The following is a 16,720-nucleotide window of genomic DNA, read 5'->3' on the forward strand; positions in this document are numbered from 1 at the left end:
CTCATGTTCACACGATCGATAGCCGGTCTCGCAACCATCGTCGCCCTGGCCCTGGCACCCGCGCGTGCCGACGAAGTGAAACCCCAGACACCGCTCAGCGTCAAGGGCGCCAGGATCATCAGCGTTGAAGAGGCCAAAGGCCTCCTTGACAGGAAAGCCGCGAGCTTCTTCGATACGCGCAGTCCGCTCAACTTCGGCAAGGGCCACTTGCCCGGCGCCACACTGATTGCCTACAAGGAAAAGAGCGAGTACGTGCCGGACTTCGATGCCAAGCAGGACTCGTTCGACATCGCCCGGTTGCCGGCTGACAAGGGCGCGACGATCGTCCTCCACAGCGACGGGCCCAGTGGCTGGAAATCCTACAAGGCCACGGTGGTCTCAGTCAGGGCGGGTTACCGGAACGTGCTCTGGATGCGCGACGGCTATTCCGGATGGACGGCCAAGGGTCTACCGGTCGAGCAGTAAGGCGAGACGCCGCCAGTGAGGACTCGACGCTTTCGTTTCCGTACTCGACTGCTCCTTGCCGGGGGACTGACACTCGCCATCGTGACCACGATGGCGACGACCGCGGCGCTTGGCTACAGCCTCATACAGCGCAGCGCCACAATGTCCACCGCCGCCTCCGAGGCGTCGATCAACCTGCAACTGACCCTGCGCGCGCTCGACGAGGTCGTCCTCACGCAAGGCACCGTTCCCGCCGTGCAACTGGCCAGAAAGACCATGCGCGACTTCGGCGCGAGCCTGCCGAACCTCATCGCGACAACCCTGGACGACGAGCTGCGCGGGCAGGTCGAGAGGGAATTCACGCCCAGATGGGCGGAATTCGTCCGTCAAGCCGACGCTTTCAGCAGGATTCGTGCTCCGACCACGGAGAACGACGAGGCCATGGTGGCTTTCGGCAAGCTCATCGCCGAGGGCAATCGACTGAGCTCCGATCTCGAGCGTTGGCGGATCAGCGTCGGCCAGGCAGTCGCCACCAAAGTGCGTCTTCTGGCCGGCTTGGCAACGGCAGCCGCTGCGCTGATGTTGCTCGCACTGCTGGTACTGTTCTCGTGGACTTACCGTGGCATCGTGACGCCCATCGCCGGGCTCGTCAGCGTCATGGCCAAGGTCGCAAGAGAAGGCGACTACACGGCCCGCGCGTCGATCGAATCGAGCGACGAGATCGGCGAGCTGGCCGTCGGCTTCAACACGATGCTCAGGCACGTGGAGGACCGCGACCGCCACCTGGCGGTCCAGGCCGACGAACTGCGCCAGGCGAAGGAACTCGCCGAAGCCGGGAACCGGGCGAAGAGCGAGTTCCTGGCGACCATGAGCCACGAGATTCGCACGCCGATGAACGGCATCCTCGGGATGAACGAACTGCTTCGCCACACCGATCTCAGCGGGCAGCAGCGGCGTTTTGCCGACGCGGTCCACCACTCGGGCGAACATCTGCTGACGATCATCAACGACATTCTCGATTTCTCGAAGATCGAGGCCGGCAAGCTGGCCATCGAGCAGGTCGATTTTGACTTGCGACAACTGCTCGCGGACTTGATCGACCCGTTCACCCAGGCCGCGCGCGCCAAGGGACTGGAACTGTCGTGCGGCATCCCCGACGATCTGCCGCCGGCGGTCAGCGGCGACCCGGTGCGCCTGCGCCAGATCCTGACGAACCTGGTGGGCAACGCGATCAAGTTCACCAGCCATGGCGAGATCGCCATCCGCCTCGCTCTGCTCGACGACAATCCGCTGGAGGCGCTCTTCCGCTTCGAGGTCCAGGATAGCGGCATCGGCATCAGCGCGAAGGCGCAGAGCCGACTGTTCAGCGCCTTCGTCCAGGCGGACAGCTCGACCACCCGGCGTTTCGGTGGCAGCGGCCTCGGGCTGGCAATCTCCAAGCGCCTGGTCGAGCTGATGCACGGACGGATCGGCCTTTACAGCGAGGCCGACCGCGGCACGCTGTTCTGGTTCGAGATCGCGCTGCGCAAGCCGGACCCCGATTCACGCTCGCGGGTCGGCTCGCCGCGACCGGCACAGGCATCGTCCGGCCCACTACCCGCAGCGGCGCCGGCGCCGGTCGCCGAGGCCCTGCCAGGCACGCTCGGCGGGCTGGTGCTGGTCGCCGAGGACAACCCGGTCAACCAGGCGGTTGCCGGCGCCATGCTCGAATCGCTCGGGGTGGCCTACCGCCTCGCCGATAACGGCCGGAGCGCGCTCGACCGCATCGCGCATGAAGCTTTCGATCTCGTCCTGATGGATTGCCAGATGCCGGAAATGGATGGCTTCGAGACCACCTCCCGCATCCGCGACCGACAGCGAAGCGGCGCGCTGCGCCAGCACCTGCCGATCGTCGCGCTGACCGCCAACGCGGTGGCCGGCGACCGCGAACGCTGCCTCGCCGCAGGCATGGACGACTATCTCAGCAAGCCCTTCGGTCGTCAGCAGCTCGCCGCCATCCTGCAACGCTGGCTGCCGCAACCGCCAGTCGCCGCTGCAGCGGCGCCAGCGGAGATTGGCGACGAGGCGATCAACCCACGCACGCTCGACACGATTCGCCAACTCCCGGGCCCGAACGGCGAACTGCTGGTGCAGAAGGTGGTCGCCGCGTATCTCGGCGACGCACCGGCACGCCTCGCGCAACTGCAGGCCGCCGCTGCCGCCGGCGACGCCGAAGCCCTGCGCCGCACAGCCCATGCGCTGAAATCGAGCAGCGCCAATGTCGGTGCCGAACGCTTGTCGGCGCTCTGCCGCGAGATCGAGAGCCTTGGCCGAAGCGGCAACGCCGAAGCAGCGAAAACCCTGCTGGCTGACGTAGAATCCCACCTGCCGCGCGTGCTCGCGGCGCTGGCAGCCCTGAGGAACCCGGACCACTGACATGCCGACACCGCAGTCCGCGCGGCAGGCGACCGCACTGATCGTCGACGACGATGACGTGATGCGACTGCTCGAGTACGAGACACTTTCCCAGTTCGACTTCGTCGTCCACGAAGCGAGCGACGCGCAAGCGGCGCTGGAACTGCTGTCGAAACTGGTTCCCGACCTGCTGCTGCTCGACGTCGACATGCCGGGAATGAACGGCTTCGAGCTCTGCCGGCGGGTTCGCCAACGCTGGGACATGACCCGCCTGCCGATCATCATGGTCACCGGCATGGACGATCTCGACTCGATCAACGAGGCCTACCAGTCGGGCGCCAACGACTTCGTCTCGAAACCGATCAACTGGCCGATCCTCGGCCATCGGGCACGCTACGTCCTGCGCTCGGCACAGGCGGTGCGCGAGTTGCACGATCTGAAGGAGAAACAGGCGGCGATCGTGCAGGCGATACCCGACACGATCTTTCTCACCGACCGGCAGGGAACCTATCTCGACTTCAAGGCCGGTCTTGGCGCGACACCCGGGCTCGCTCCGGACACCGTCGTCGACCGCCATGTGGCGGAGATCCTGCCCGGCGAGGTCGCCGAACTCGTCCTGCGCGCGATCGAGCGCACCCTGCAGGGGAGCCGCATCGAGTCACTGGTCTACAAGCTGCCGCTGGCCGACGGCATGCACCATTACGAGGCGCGCCTGGCACCCAGCGGCGCCGACAAGGTCGTCATCGTCGTCCGCGACATCACGCTGCAGAAGCTGAACGAAGACCGCATCCGGCGCCTCGCCTACTTCGACACGCTGACCGGAATGCCGAATCGGCAGAGCTTTCTCGAGCGACTCGACGACGAGTTGCTGCGCGCGCGTCGACAGGGCCGTGTCGTCGCCCTGCTCTTCCTCGACCTCGACGGCTTCAAGCGGGTCAATGACACCCTCGGACACAGCGTCGGCGACCAGTTGTTGCAGGCGGTGGCCGATCGCCTGAAGGAGCGGCTGCGCGGCGACGACTTCGTCGCCCGCCCGGCGCTCGACGGCAGCGGCATGCACCTCGCCCGCCTCGGCGGTGACGAGTTCACGGTCGTCCTGCCGCATCTCGAGGATGCGCAGGTCGTCGGCCTGATCGCCGACCGCCTGCAGGCGATGCTCGGGCAGCCATTCCACATCGGCGCGCAGGAAGTGACGGTGACCTCCAGCATCGGCATCGCGCTCTTTCCCGGCGACGGTGACGACGCATCGGCGCTGCTCAAGCATGCCGACACGGCGATGTACCACGCCAAGGCACTGGGCCGCAACAACTGGCAGCTCTACGACCGATCGCTGACGACGGCGGCGGTGAGGCGCCTGGGGCTCGAGAACGACATGCGCAAGGGCATCGAACGGGACGAGTTCCGCCTCTTCTATCAGCCGCAGGTCCTGGCCACCGACGGCACGATCGTCGGCGTCGAGGCGCTGCTCCGCTGGCAGCATCCCGAGCACGGGCTGGTGTCGCCAGGCGAGTTCATCCCGGTGGCCGAGGACAGCGGACTGATGGTTCCGCTCGGCGAATGGGTGCTGCGGACGGCATGCCGGCAACTCGTCCTGTGGCAGGAACGCGGGGCAGCCGTGCCGCGGGTGGCGGTCAATGTCTCGGCGACGCAGGTGCGCGGCGCCGATTTCATCGGCACCGTGGCGAGCATCATCGACGAGACGGGAATCGACGCCAACCGGCTCGAGCTGGAGCTGACCGAGAGCATCCTGATGGACCCGGACATGCGGCGCATCGAGGGCTTGTCCCGGCTGCGCGCGCGCGGCGTGCATTTTTCGATCGACGACTTCGGCACCGGCTATTCGTCGTTGTCGTACGTCAAGCGCTTCCCGATCAGCATGCTGAAGATCGACCAGAGCTTCGTCCGCGGACTGCCGGAGAGCGCCAACGATGCCGGCATCACGACGGCCATCATCGCCATGGCGCGCAGCCTCGGTCTCGAAGTCATTGCCGAAGGCGTCGAGAATTCGCAGCAGGCCGATTTCCTGCGCCGGGCGCAATGTGACAAACTGCAGGGCTACCTGTTCAGCCGCCCGCTGCCGCCCGCGGAAGTCGAGCGACTGCTGCTGCAGGGCCGCATCTGAACGGGCGCTCTGGCTCGCCGAAGAACAACAAGAGGGAAGGGGAAGACATGTCAGGATCAGCGTTCGAACCGGCCTGCAAATGGAGGACGGGATGAAGTACCGACACAGCGCCGCCCAGAGTACCGAATACCTGCGGCTGGCAATCAAGCACATGGCCCAGCACGACGCCGGCATGCACCCGACCAGCTACACGGTGTGGTACGAGTATGTGTCCGGCGCCAATCCGGCCCTGCGCAGCGAACTCGACTCGCTGCTGCAGCGTGGTGGGCGGCTCAACGACGAGACGATTGACGACCTCCATTCCCGGCACATCAACGAACTCGACGCCAAAACGGCGCTGCGCATCGGTGACAGCGTCACGCAACTCGTCAGCCATGTCTCGGAGTCGACCGCGGCGGCGGGCGACGAGGCGACCCGCTTCGGCGATTCACTGGTACGCTGGAACGAGGAGCTGATCGATCCGGCGACCGGCAACGACGCGCTCAGCAGCGGCGTCGAAGACATCCTGCGCGGGACACGGCAGATGCAGGAAGCGATCAGCACCCTGAAGACACGTCTTGCCGAGAGCGTGCGCGAAACCGAGCACTTGCGACAGGAGGTGGCGCGCGCGCGCGAGGAGGCGCTGATCGACGGCCTCACCGGCCTCGTCAACCGCAAGGGATTCGATCTTGCTCTGGCGGCCTGCCTTGCCGAGCTGCAAGCGGAATCCATCGGGCCGTGCCTGCTGATGATCGACCTCGACCACTTCAAGAAGATCAACGACGGCCAGGGACACGTCTTCGGTGACCGGGTCCTGGCCAGCGTCGGGCAGATCCTGCGTGCCAACGTCAAGGGCAAGGACACCGCCGCGCGGTACGGTGGCGAGGAGTTCGCCGTCGTCCTGCCGAATACGCCGCGCGGCGGTGCCGTCGGCCTCGCCGAGGCACTGCGCGCGCTGGTCGCCGCCAGTCAAGTCCGCCGCAGCGGCGACCGCGAGGTCCTGGTCGGCAACATCTCGGTGTCGATCGGCGTCGCCGATCATGTTGCCGGCGAGTCGGCGACCGATCTCGTCAGCCGGGCCGATCGCGCCCTTTACGCCGCCAAGATGCAGGGACGCAACCGCGTCGTCCTCGCCCCGCGTCCTGCGGCGAAGACTGGCCAGTGAGCTCGCCGCTCCTGGGCCGACGCCGGCGTGGCGCGACCGGCGCGGGATCCGCGCCGCGCCGGCCCGGGATCGCCGGGGGCAGGACGGTGGCCGGCGCCCGGCTGCAGCGCCACGACAACCCGGGCGAGACAGACCGGTGACCGACGACATGCAGCCGGTCGACGCCGTGGTCGGCGAGGCACTGGTGCCGATGTCCGGGCTGCTGCGACTGCTGATGCCGACCACAGCCGTCGGCTTCGCGCTGAAGGGACTCGACGGGCGCTATCTGCTGGCCAACCCGGCGATCGAGGGGCTGCTCTGTCGGCCGGGCGAGCACCTGACCGGCAAGTCGGAAGAGGAACTCGTGCCACCGCCGGCGTGCAGCCTGCTCGCCGAATGCGACCGACAAATCCTCGCCGGCGAGGCGTCGGCCGGGGCCGACGTCGAACTCGCATGCAACGGCCAGAGCAGGCGCTACTGGTGGCTGAAGATGGCGATCCTGGCCCCCGACCGGACGCTGCAGGCGATCGCATCGCTGATCGAACCGGCGACGCGGCAGCAGGCTTCGCTGGCGATCCAGGAGACGCTGCAACGCCTGCAGGAGGCGAATCGCGACCTGCAGCAGATGGTCGTCGAACTCGAGCAAGTGGCCAGCACCGACCGCCTGACCGGCGCCTGGAACCGGCGCCGTCTGGAAGAGAGCGTCCGCAGCGAGATGGAACGGATGGCGCGCTACGGGCAGTCGCTCTGCCTGCTGCTGATCGACATCGACCGCTTCAAGCCGATCAACGATCGATATGGCCATGCCGTCGGCGACGCCGTCCTGCAGCGCCTGACGGCGCTGCTGCAGGCGGCGCTGCGCAAGGTGGACTCGCTGAGCCGCTGGGGCGGCGAGGAGTTCGTCGTCCTCTGTCCGAATACCGCCCGGGCGACTGCGTCGGCGATCGCAGAGCGGCTGCGGCGGGAGGTGGCGGCCGCCCACTTCGCCAGCGTCGGCAGCGTCTCGGTGAGCATCGGGGTGGCCGAATGCGGCGCCGGGGAGAGCTGGGAGGAGTGGTTCGCGCGCGCCGACGCGGCGCTCTACCGCGCCAAGAGCGGCGGCCGCAACCAGGTGCAGGTGGCTGCGGAACACGCATGCCACGAAGACGGCGCGGGCCATGTCGCCGCCAACTTCGTACAGCTCGTCTGGCGTCCGGCATACGAATGCGGCAACGAGGTCATCGACCGCGGTCACCGCCAGCTCTTCACCGACGCCAACCGGCTGCTGGCGGCGATCCTCTCCGAGCAGTCCGGCGAACAGCGCGGCGCGATCGTCGACCAGTTGCTCGCCAACGTCGTCGAGCACTTCCGCGACGAGGAGACGGTCATCACCGCCGCCGGCTTCCCGGCGGCGGCCGAGCATCTGCAGTTGCACGAGGCGCTGACCGCCGAGGCGCACCGGCTGCTCGACGACTACCGCAGCGGCACGCGCGGGGTCGGCGACGTCTTCCAGTTCCTCGCCTACGAGGTGGTGACGAAGCACATGCTCGGCGCCGACCGGATGTTCTTCGACTACCTGCGGCCACCTGCTGCGGCGACGCCGACCGCGCGCCCGGGCGCGGCCGCGTCGCCGGTCGATCCGCAGTGAGGCGAACTCTGAACAGCGGCGGGCGGGCACTGCCCGCCGCCGTCACGGAACGAAACGAGTCCTACTTGCCGACTGCCGCCTTCGCCTTGTCGGCTGCGTCCTTGGTCGCGTCGGCGGCTTCCTTGGTTGCATCGGCGGCCTTGACGACCATCTCCTTGCCGGCTTCCTTGGTTGCCGCGACGGCCTCCTTGCCAGCCTCCTTGGTCGCGTCGGCGGCCGCCCCGACGGCCTCGCCGGCCTTCTTGGCCGCTTCGTCGGCCTTCTGCTTGGCCTCGGCTGCGAGTCTTGCGGCCTCGGCCTTGGCGGCCTCGGCTTTCTTGGCGTCTTCACCGCAACCGGCAAGACCGATCGCGAGCAGGGCGGAAACGAGTATCAGGCGAATCTTCATGGCTTTGACTCCTGGGTTGGAAGTTGGCGGCGGCAAGCCGGCAGGCGATCGCCCGGTCCGTTCTTCGCCGACGAGCGGCGCGCGAGCAGCCCGCCGGCCGACCGTCAGTGCCGCCGCACGCCGGCGCGGGGTGCGTATGAGACCATATTCGCCGGCGTCCGTAAACCCGTTCGCCGCTGCCGGCTGCCGGTCAGCGCGCAGCATGTGCCAACCTGCGGCACGACGCGGGTCGCCAGCCGCATGCCCGCAGCCACTCCACCGCAGCTTGCCGGGAGCGGAATGATCTCCGGCCAGCAGATCCTCGATGCCGATCTCGACGCCGCCTTGCGCGCGCTGCTCGGCAGCGACGGCGACGCCGTTGCCGCGCTCGACTCGGTCAGCGAGGTCGGCGGCGGGTCGATCTCGCGCAGCATGGTGGTGCGCAGCGGCCAGCGCCGCTGCTTCGTCAAGCTCAACGACGCCCGTCTGGCGGCGATGTTCGCCGCCGAAGCCGACGGCCTGGCGGCGCTGGCGGCCTGTCCGGCACTGCGCGTGCCACGCGTCTGCGGCCACGGAGTCAGTGGCCGGCATGCCTGGCTGGCACTCGAGCATCTGGCGCTCGCTCCCCTGCGCGGGAATGCAGCAGGCGCTGCCGCCGGCCACGCGCTGGCGGCGATGCACCGCATCACGGGCAGCCACTTCGGCTGGCCGCGCGACAACTTCATCGGCAGCAGCCCGCAGTGCAACGCCGCGCAGCCGACGTGGCCGCTGTTCTTCGCCCGTCAGCGCCTGCTGCCGCAACTGGAACTGGCGAAACGGCATCGCCAGCCTGGCCGGCTGATCGCCAGCGGCGAGCGTCTGGCCGACGCACTGCCGGCGCTGTTCGTCGATCATCAGCCGCAGCCGAGTCTGCTGCACGGCGATCTCTGGTCCGGCAACGCCGCGCTCGACGACAGCGGCCGGCTGGCGCTCTTCGATCCGGCCGTCTACTGGGGCGATCGCGAAACCGATCTGGCGATGAGCGAGCTGTTCGGCGGTTTTCCCGACAGCTTCCACGCCGCCTACCGGGAAGCCTGGCCACTGACCGACGGTTGCGCCCAGCGCAAGCTGCTGTACCAGCTCTACCATGTGCTCAACCATCTGAACCTGTTCGGCGGTGGCTACCTGCAACAGGCCGAGCGGATGATCGGCCGACTGCTGGCCGAGACCGGCGGCTGAATCGCCGGTCGAGCGACCGGCTTGCGGCCCCCGGCCCGGAGAAAAGCGATGGACATCCCCAGCCGCCAACAGGAACAACGGGTCGGACACTTCCGGCAAATCCTCCTCTGGCCCCTGCAGTTGATGCCGTTGGCCGCCGGCGGCCCCTTGCAGCAGCACCATCAGGTGCTCGCGCAGGAGAGCGCCAGCCAGCCGTGGCGCGAACTCGCGGACGAGTTCGGCGGCGATCCCGAGCAGTTCCAGGAACGTCACTACAGCGAGTTCGTCACCTTCCTGCCCTACGTGCAGCGCTTTCTCTACGGCGAAGGAGGTGGCGACGACGACAATCCACAGCAGGGGGGATCGCCGATCCGGGTCTTCCGCCGGCACGACGTGGCACAGGTGCGGATGAGTTTCAAGGACAGCGAAACGCCGTTGTGCTTCGACATCATTCACCTCGATCTCTACTTCTTCCACGACATCGACGTCGTCATCCTCGTCGTCGAGATCGCCGCCGACGATCTCGACCTGCGGCAGGTGCAGGACACGCTCTACCGTTTCGGCCGCGCCTATCCGCCGTACTGGGACGACGATGGCAGCGGTGGCCACTGCCTGCGGCGCAGCGAATGGCTCGCCGCCGACGGCCGCGTGCTGGCCACCTCGGATTACGAGAAGCGCAGCAAGTACCTGGCTTTCGTCAGCCGCTTCCGTGCCCCATGCATCTCGTCGCACTGGGAGTTCCTGCTGCGGCCGCTGGTTCTGCACCACTCGGACGAGGAGGGTCCGGTGCGCTACCGGCAGATCGAGTATCACCGCATGCCGCTGCTCGCCTATCTGGCGATGGACGATCCGCGCCGCCTCGGTCGCGGTGACTTCGCCCGCCTGGTGCTGGTCAGCGGCCCCGGCAGGAGCGGCTCGCTGCCGTATTCCGACCAGCACCTCGAGGATTTCGAGGCGCGCTTCTGCTACGACCGCTACTGGCATCCGCAGGCGGAGCAGAGCGGCACCCGGCTGCTCTCCTGCGGTCACGCGTTCATCATGGTCGGCAGCGCCCGCGATGCCTACTTCACCGGCGCCGAGAACGGGCTGCTCGGGCAGTTCCGTCACCAGTTCTTTCTCCTGGCACTGATTCCCCACTTCCACAAGGCGGCACTGCTGATGCTTTCCGATCGCCTGGTGACGGCGCTCAACCGGCTGCAGATCGGCAACGCCGAGTCGGTCAAGACCTTCAAGCGCGACATCCGCGAAGTGCTCGAGGTCTTCCTGCGCTTCACCCACCGTTACTGGTTCACCGAGATCTCCGACCAGGCACAGGCGCGGGCGCTGTTCGCCATGACCCGCGGACACCTCGGCACCGAGCGCCTGTACGCCGAACTGCGCGAGGAAATCCAGGACATGAGTCAATACCTCGACAGCGACAGTCTGCGCCGGCAGGCGAACACGGTCGTACGGCTGACCGTGGTCACCACCGCCGGTCTGATCGCCACGATCAGCACCGGCTTCCTCGGCATGAACCTGATCGACGCGGCCCAGGAACCGCTGCCGGAGCGCCTCGCCTTCTTCGCCCTGGTCTTCATCCTCTCGGCCCTGCTGACGGGCTTCGCGATCGTCCGGTCGAAACGGCTGTCGGACTTTCTCGAAGCACTGTCCGACGAGCGCCTGTCGCCGGGCGACAAGCTGGCGACGCTGCTCGCCGTCTGGCGCAACAGGCGACGTCCGGGCAGCGGCTGACCGGCAGCGCCAAGCCCTGCCCAGCAACCCTTGCCACCACCAGGAGCGGCAAACGGTCGTCCCGCGGTGGTGCTTTCCTGCCGCCAAGGGTGTAGATTGTCGACCTGATCGCAACGAGAGTTCGCGCGCGTGCGGGTTCATTCGCTGACTGTGGAACAGGCTCTGGCCAGCCTGAACAGTTCGTCCACCGGACTGGCTGCCGGCGAGGCGGCGCGCCGGCTCGGCGAGTTCGGGCCGAACCTGCTCGAGGAGGTCGAGAAAAGGCATCTCCTGCTGCGCTTCGCGCAGGAGTTCACCCATTTCTTCGCCATTGTCCTGTGGATCGCTGCCGGCCTGTCGTTCGCTGCCGAGCATTTCGACCCGGGACAGGGAATGGCCAGGCTCGGCCTGGCCATCGTCGGTGTCATCGTCATCAACGGCGTCTTCTCGTTCTGGCAGGAGTACAGGGCGGAGCGGGCGGTCGCTGCCCTGCGCCGCCTGCTGCCACACCGGGTGAAGACACTGCGCGCCGGTGAGATCAGCGGCATTCTCGCCAGCGAGCTGGTACCGGGGGACATCGTCCTCCTCGAAGAGGGCGACTTCGTCCCCGCCGACTGCCGCCTGATCGAGCTTTCCGGCCTGCGGGTCAACCTGTCGACTGTGACCGGCGAGTCGCTCGCCAAGGCGCGCACGCTCGAACCCTCCGGCGAGGAATCGCCTCTGCAGGCGAAAAACATCGTTCTCGCCGGCACCTCGGTCGTTTCCGGGCAGGCACGCGGCGTCGTTTACGCCACTGGCATGCGCACCGAGTTCGGCCGCATCGCCCACCTGACGCAAACCGCCGGCGAAGTCAGCTCGCCGCTGCAACGCGAGATCGCCCGCCTGTCGCGCATCGTCGCCGGCCTGGCCACCGGCATGGGTGTGCTCCTGTTCCTCGTCGGCCAGGCAATCGGGCTGCCGACCTGGGAGAACCTGCTCTTCGCCATCGGCATCATCGTCGCCAACGTGCCCGAAGGACTGCTGCCGACCGTCACCCTGTCGCTGGCCATGGCAACGCAGCGAATGGCCAGGCGCAACGCGCTCGTGCGCCATCTGCCGGCGGTCGAGGCGCTCGGCTCGACGACCGTGATCTGCAGCGACAAGACGGGCACCCTGACGCAGAATCGGATGTCGGTGCAGGAACTGTGGATCGGCGGCGGCATGCTGCCCTGCGCCGAGCTGGCTCGGCGCGGACCGACGCTGCTCGACCACCGCGCGCTGTTCGTCAACGCGGCGCTCTGCCACAATCTGAAAGAGGTGGATGAGGAGGGTCGGCAGACCCTGCGTGGCGATCCGATGGAGATCGCGCTGGCCGCGGTCGGCCGCCAGTTTGCCGGCGACCTGGCCGGCTTCAGGCGTGTCGCCGAGATTGCCTTCGATACCGACCGCAAGCGCATGTCGGTGATCTGCGACACGCCGCAGGGTCGCATGCTCTACTGCAAGGGAGCCCCCGAAACGGTGCTCGCCGGCTGCACCAGCGTGCGCTTCGATGCCGGCGTCGCGCCACTCGATCCGGCTGCCCGCACCCGCCTGCTGGCGGCGCAGGATGAAATGGCGGGCCAGGGCCTGCGCGTGCTCGCCTTTGCCGATCGCGCCGTCGACGAACACGATGCGGCCGGCGAAGAACAGCAGATGGTTCTCGCCGGACTGATCGGCCTCGAGGATCCGCCGCGGCCCGAAGTGCCACCGGCGATCGCGCGCTGCAGGGAAGCCGGCATCCGGACGATCATGGTCACCGGCGACCACCCGCGCACCGGACTGGCGATCGCCCGCCAGATCGGCCTGATCAGCGGCGAAGCGCCGACGGTGGTCAGCGGCGAGCAGCTGCGGTTGATGTCGCCGACGCAACTGCAGCTGGCGCTCGACGCGCCCGAGATCCTCTTCGCCCGCGTCGCCGCCGAGCAGAAGATGCGCATCGTACAGGCGCTGCAGAACAAGGGCGAGATCGTCGCCGTCACCGGCGACGGCGTCAACGACGCGCCGGCGCTGAAGGCGGCGGACATCGGCATCGCCATGGGCATCGGCGGCACCGACGTCGCCAAGGAGGCCGCCGACCTGATCCTGCTCGACGACAACTTCGCCAGCATCGTCGCGGCGATCGAGGAAGGGCGGGCGGTGTTCGAGAACATCCGCAAGTTCCTGACCTACATCCTCAGCTCGAACATCCCCGAGCTGGTACCCTTTCTCGCCTTCGTCCTCTTGCGCATTCCGCTGCCACTGACCGTCATCCAGATCCTGGCCGTCGACCTCGGCACCGACATGCTGCCGGCGCTGGCGCTCGGCGCCGAGAAGCCCGACCCGGCGGTGATGCGACGCCCACCGCGCCAGCGTGGCGAGCGGCTGTTGTCGTGGGGCCTGCTCGCCCGCGCCTACCTCTTTCTCGGCGTCATCGAAGCGACGGCGGCGATGCTGGCCTTCTTCTTCGTCCTCGATGCCGCCGGCTGGCAGCATGGACAGACGCTCGACCGCCTCGACCCGCTGTACCTGCAGGCGACCTCCGCCTGCCTGGCGACGATTGTCGTCATGCAGATGATGAACCTCTACCTTTGCCGCCACCCGCGGCAGTCGATCCTGAGCTACGGCCTCGGTGGCAATCGCTACCTGCTGCTCGGCATCGCCGCCGAACTGGCGGTGATCCTGTTCATCCTTTACACACCGCCCGGCAACTGGCTCTTCGGCACGGCGGCGATCGGCAGCAGCAGCTGGCTGCTCGCCGCCGGCTGCGCCATCCTGATGTGCGCGTTCGAGGAGCTGCGCAAGGGCTGGCTGCGCCGCGGCCAGCGGAGCTGAGGCATGTCGCCGCCGCTGCCGCCACTGATCAGCGCCCTGCTCGACCCGGCACGCTATCCACACCCGGCGGCGACGGTCGAATTGATCGAGACCCATGCCTCGTGGCTGCTGCTGGCAGGCGACTTCGCCTACAAGATCAAGAAACCGGTAGTCCTGCCCTTCCTCGACTACGGCACGCTCGAGCGGCGCCGCATCTGCTGCGAGACCGAACTGCGCCTGAACCGCCGCTTTGCGCCGCAACTCTATCTGGCGGTACTGCCGATCGTCGGCGACCCGTCCGATCCGCGCATCGGCGGCACCGGCGAGGTGACCGAGTACGCAGTCCGGATGCGCCGCTTCGCCGAAGATGGCCGCCTCGACCGACTGTGCGCCCGCGGTCGGCTCGGCCGGCAGCGCGTCTCCGATCTGGCTGCGACGCTCGCCACCTTCCACGCCATGGCGGCGGCCCCCCCCGCCGACTCGCCTTTCGGCGAACCCGGACAGGTCCTCGCGCCGGCACTCGCCAACTTCGACGAACTGCGCGAGCTGCTGCCCGGCGACCAGACAGCGGTACGCCTCACTCGTCTGCGCGAGTGGACGCAAACCGAGTTCGACCGCCTGCAGTCGCGGTTCGTCGCCCGCAAGGCGGACGGCCGCATACGCGATTGCCACGGTGACCTGCACCTGGGCAATCTGGTCGTCATCGACGGTCGGGTGACCCTCTTCGACTGTATCGAGTTCAGCGAGGCATTGCGCTGGATCGACGTGGCCAGCGAGATCGCCTTCACCTACATCGACCTGCTCGACCATCGCCAGCCCGGTCTCGCCTGCTGGCTGCTCAACGAATGGCTGGCGTGCAGCGGCGACTACGAGGCCGTGCCGCTGCTGCGCTTCTACGCCGTCTATCGCGCGCTCGTGCGGAGCAAGGTCGCCGCCATCCGCAACCGGCAGGATGGCGCCGATGACGGCCCGGCAGCCGGCTACCTGGCGCTTGCCGAGCGGCTGGTCGTACCGACGCCGCCGCGCCTGATCATCACCCATGGCGTCGCCGGCTGCGGCAAGACGCGCGCCTCACGCGACCTGCTTCTCGCCGATGCGGCAGCGGCGACGATTCGTCTGCGCTCCGATGTCGAGCGCAAGCGGCTGTTCGGACTGGCCGCCGCTGCCGACAGCGGATCGCGGTTGGACGGCGGCATCTATTCCGCCGCGGCCAGCGAGCGCACCTACGAGCGCCTGGCCGAACTGGCGCGCGGCCTTCTCGCTGCCGGCTGGTCGGTGATCGTCGACGCTGCGTTCCTCGAACGCCGCCGGCGCGCAGCCTTCCGCCAACTTGCCAGCCGTTCTGGCGCAGCCTTCTTCATCGTCGCGCCAGCGGCTTCGCCCGGCCAGCTGGTGGCACGCATCCGCGGCCGCCTCGCCAGACGGCACGACGCCTCGGAAGCCGACCTGAGCGTGCTTGCACGCCAGCTGGCCCGCGTCGAAGAGCTTGGCGACGAGGAACGGGAAGAGCTGCTGCCGGAGCGGCACGCGGGGCAGGGCCAGGCGCGCCACCGACCGCTGGCGTGACGGGCCCTCTCGCCGCGTGCCTTGCCGCCCGATCACCCGAAGCCAGGGAGACGTCTGTCGAAAAACTTTACACCCGCATCCTGCCGGTCACTGCGGAACATCTGCAGCATCATGCTTTAATGCGTCAATTGGCAAGACCATCGCGGCTAGCACAGTTCTTGCTGTTTGCTGTTGGAGGCGGGCGCATGGCGAACTGCCCTGATGGTTCGCCGTCACGGGACGCGTTCGTAGAGGCTTTCCGGGCGTGCGACGCGCATTGGCTGCGGCCGCCTCGGAGCTTCCCGACGGGTACGTCTGGCACTCGCAGCGAAGTATCCCCGGCAGTCCCGGACGACCTGCGCAGGCAGGCTTCAACCGGTCAACAGATCAACAATTTGCAGCAGCCTTCGAGAAGATGGGGAACGTTTCTCCATGTGCCTGTCGGCACGAATGCCGGAGCCTCGAGCGTGCAGGCCGCGCAGCGGTCCACAAAGCCCTGAAGTGGCGTACAATCGCCCTGCGTTCGACGCTTCTCGTCTTGCATGGATTGGGGTAACACCATGAACATCCTGAACAATTGGAAGATGCTCGATCTCGTCACCCGTGATGGGGAGGAGCTGGTGTGCATCGAGGGACGCGTCTACGGGAGCAACCCGCGCTTTCCGTCGTCCTCGCACATCCGGACCTCACCGATCACCGCCTACACCCTCGATGGCAACTCGATGATCGTGACGACGCGCCGCGGCTCCGAGTACGTGCTCGGCAAACCGGAACCCACCGAGACCTTTGCCCAGCAGCGCCTGCTGCGACGCTTGTCGCGGCTGACGCCGGCCACTGCCCAGAGCTTCGACGGGATCGAGTCGCAGCTCACCGGCTTCGACGACAACGCCCGGCGGAAGCGTCCGCTCGCCACCGCCAATATGGGCTGAACGGGCGGCAGCAAGCCGTCCGGACTCGCCGCAAGGGAGCAATACCGCCTGTCCGTCGCGATAGCGGTCGCGGATCGGCCGGCGGGCAATGCGACGCCGCGACGCCGCGACCCCGAATCCCCACCAGCGCAGGCCGCCAATCCGGCGCGACCCTCTCCCGGTTTCGCTTGCAGCCCCGCACGGGCCCTCGTCCCGGCGCGTATGCGCCCAGCGCGGCCGGAAAGTGACGGCGGGGGCCGAAGCCCCCGCCGATAGCCATTCTGTTTATTGGACGGCTACGTCCTCAGCAGGCCTCAAGCGGCCAGTGCGAAACGCTCATCGTTGGCGTTTATGGATTTGCTCGGATTACGTCCGTCGCCTTTCGGGTCGCCTGCGCGCCATCTCTCGCCCTGTCGAAACCAGTACACCCCCGCAGTGGTGGAGGTGGCGGGAATCGAACCCGCGTCCAGAACGC

At 67.7% G+C, this 16,720-nt stretch carries 11 protein-coding genes and 1 other RNA gene; 10 read left to right on the forward strand and 2 right to left on the reverse strand.

The window, feature by feature from the left end; translation table 11 throughout:
* Positions 1 to 3 precede the first annotated feature (3 nt).
* From NFW30_RS00730 to NFW30_RS00750, 5 genes are all read left to right on the forward strand, one after another.
* Entirely contained in the window at positions 4 to 465 is a 462-nt protein-coding gene (locus tag NFW30_RS00730) for a rhodanese-like domain-containing protein (RefSeq protein WP_295355359.1), read from the forward strand.
* Between the two features lie 15 nt (positions 466 to 480).
* Positions 481 to 2,859, forward strand: coding sequence for a response regulator (locus tag NFW30_RS00735; RefSeq protein WP_295371617.1), 2,379 nt, complete (start codon positions 481 to 483; stop codon positions 2,857 to 2,859).
* A 1-nt stretch (position 2,860) separates the two neighbouring features.
* The gene (locus NFW30_RS00740) at positions 2,861 to 4,960 is read left to right on the forward strand and encodes an EAL domain-containing protein (RefSeq protein WP_295355363.1); all 2,100 of its coding nucleotides are present in this window, start codon (positions 2,861 to 2,863) and stop codon (positions 4,958 to 4,960) included.
* Positions 4,961 to 5,051: 91 nt separating this feature from the next.
* Complete coding sequence (locus tag NFW30_RS00745) at positions 5,052 to 6,104, forward strand: GGDEF domain-containing protein (protein ID WP_295355365.1); 1,053 nt, start codon at positions 5,052 to 5,054, stop codon at positions 6,102 to 6,104.
* Between the two features lie 136 nt (positions 6,105 to 6,240).
* The gene (locus NFW30_RS00750; RefSeq protein ID WP_295355367.1) at positions 6,241 to 7,710 is read left to right on the forward strand and encodes a diguanylate cyclase; all 1,470 of its coding nucleotides are present in this window, start codon (positions 6,241 to 6,243) and stop codon (positions 7,708 to 7,710) included.
* A 61-nt stretch (positions 7,711 to 7,771) separates the two neighbouring features.
* Here the strand turns inward: NFW30_RS00750 and NFW30_RS00755 are convergent, their stop codons facing one another.
* Positions 7,772 to 8,098: a hypothetical protein gene (locus tag NFW30_RS00755; RefSeq protein ID WP_295355369.1), complete on the reverse strand. Its 327-nt coding sequence runs from the start codon at positions 8,096 to 8,098 to the stop codon at positions 7,772 to 7,774.
* Positions 8,099 to 8,377: 279 nt separating this feature from the next.
* On the opposite strand from NFW30_RS00755, the gene NFW30_RS00760 reads away from it, so the two are divergent.
* The 5 genes from NFW30_RS00760 (at position 8,378) to NFW30_RS00780 (ending at position 16,266) form a co-directional block, all read left to right on the forward strand.
* Positions 8,378 to 9,295 carry a fructosamine kinase family protein gene (locus NFW30_RS00760; protein ID WP_295355371.1) on the forward strand — a complete coding sequence of 306 codons (918 nt, stop codon included), beginning with the start codon at positions 8,378 to 8,380 and terminating at the stop codon, positions 9,293 to 9,295.
* Between the two features lie 48 nt (positions 9,296 to 9,343).
* Entirely contained in the window at positions 9,344 to 11,005 is a 1,662-nt protein-coding gene (locus NFW30_RS00765; RefSeq protein WP_295355373.1) for a CorA family divalent cation transporter, read from the forward strand.
* Positions 11,006 to 11,134: 129 nt separating this feature from the next.
* The gene (locus NFW30_RS00770) at positions 11,135 to 13,813 is read left to right on the forward strand and encodes a cation-transporting P-type ATPase (protein WP_295355375.1); all 2,679 of its coding nucleotides are present in this window, start codon (positions 11,135 to 11,137) and stop codon (positions 13,811 to 13,813) included.
* Between the two features lie 3 nt (positions 13,814 to 13,816).
* Positions 13,817 to 15,358, forward strand: a complete 1,542-nt coding sequence (locus NFW30_RS00775; RefSeq protein ID WP_295355377.1) for a bifunctional aminoglycoside phosphotransferase/ATP-binding protein — start codon at positions 13,817 to 13,819, stop codon at positions 15,356 to 15,358.
* Positions 15,359 to 15,897: 539 nt separating this feature from the next.
* Positions 15,898 to 16,266 (forward strand): hypothetical protein, encoded by a 369-nt coding sequence (locus tag NFW30_RS00780; RefSeq protein ID WP_295355379.1) that lies wholly within the window; start codon positions 15,898 to 15,900, stop codon positions 16,264 to 16,266.
* A 224-nt stretch (positions 16,267 to 16,490) separates the two neighbouring features.
* Here the strand turns inward: NFW30_RS00780 and ssrA are convergent.
* Positions 16,491 to 16,720: a transfer-messenger RNA gene (ssrA, locus tag NFW30_RS00785) on the reverse strand; the annotation flags it as partial.

It is taken from the genome of Accumulibacter sp. (genome assembly GCF_023806635.1).
GTDB lineage: Bacteria > Pseudomonadota > Gammaproteobacteria > Burkholderiales > Rhodocyclaceae > Accumulibacter.

What these genes read in the sequence shown, in the direction of transcription:
- NFW30_RS00730 (WP_295355359.1), top strand. Translation starts at nt 4, where the DNA reads ATGTTCACACGATCGATAGCCGGTCTCGCAACCATCGTCGCCCTGGCC.
- NFW30_RS00740 (WP_295355363.1), top strand. Translation starts at nt 2,861, where the DNA reads ATGCCGACACCGCAGTCCGCGCGGCAGGCGACCGCACTGATCGTCGAC.
- NFW30_RS00745 (WP_295355365.1), top strand. Translation starts at nt 5,052, where the DNA reads ATGAAGTACCGACACAGCGCCGCCCAGAGTACCGAATACCTGCGGCTG.
- NFW30_RS00755 (WP_295355369.1), bottom strand. Translation starts at nt 8,098, where the DNA reads ATGAAGATTCGCCTGATACTCGTTTCCGCCCTGCTCGCGATCGGTCTT.
- NFW30_RS00760 (WP_295355371.1), top strand. Translation starts at nt 8,378, where the DNA reads ATGATCTCCGGCCAGCAGATCCTCGATGCCGATCTCGACGCCGCCTTG.
- NFW30_RS00765 (WP_295355373.1), top strand. Translation starts at nt 9,344, where the DNA reads ATGGACATCCCCAGCCGCCAACAGGAACAACGGGTCGGACACTTCCGG.
- NFW30_RS00775 (WP_295355377.1), top strand. Translation starts at nt 13,817, where the DNA reads ATGTCGCCGCCGCTGCCGCCACTGATCAGCGCCCTGCTCGACCCGGCA.
- NFW30_RS00780 (WP_295355379.1), top strand. Translation starts at nt 15,898, where the DNA reads ATGAACATCCTGAACAATTGGAAGATGCTCGATCTCGTCACCCGTGAT.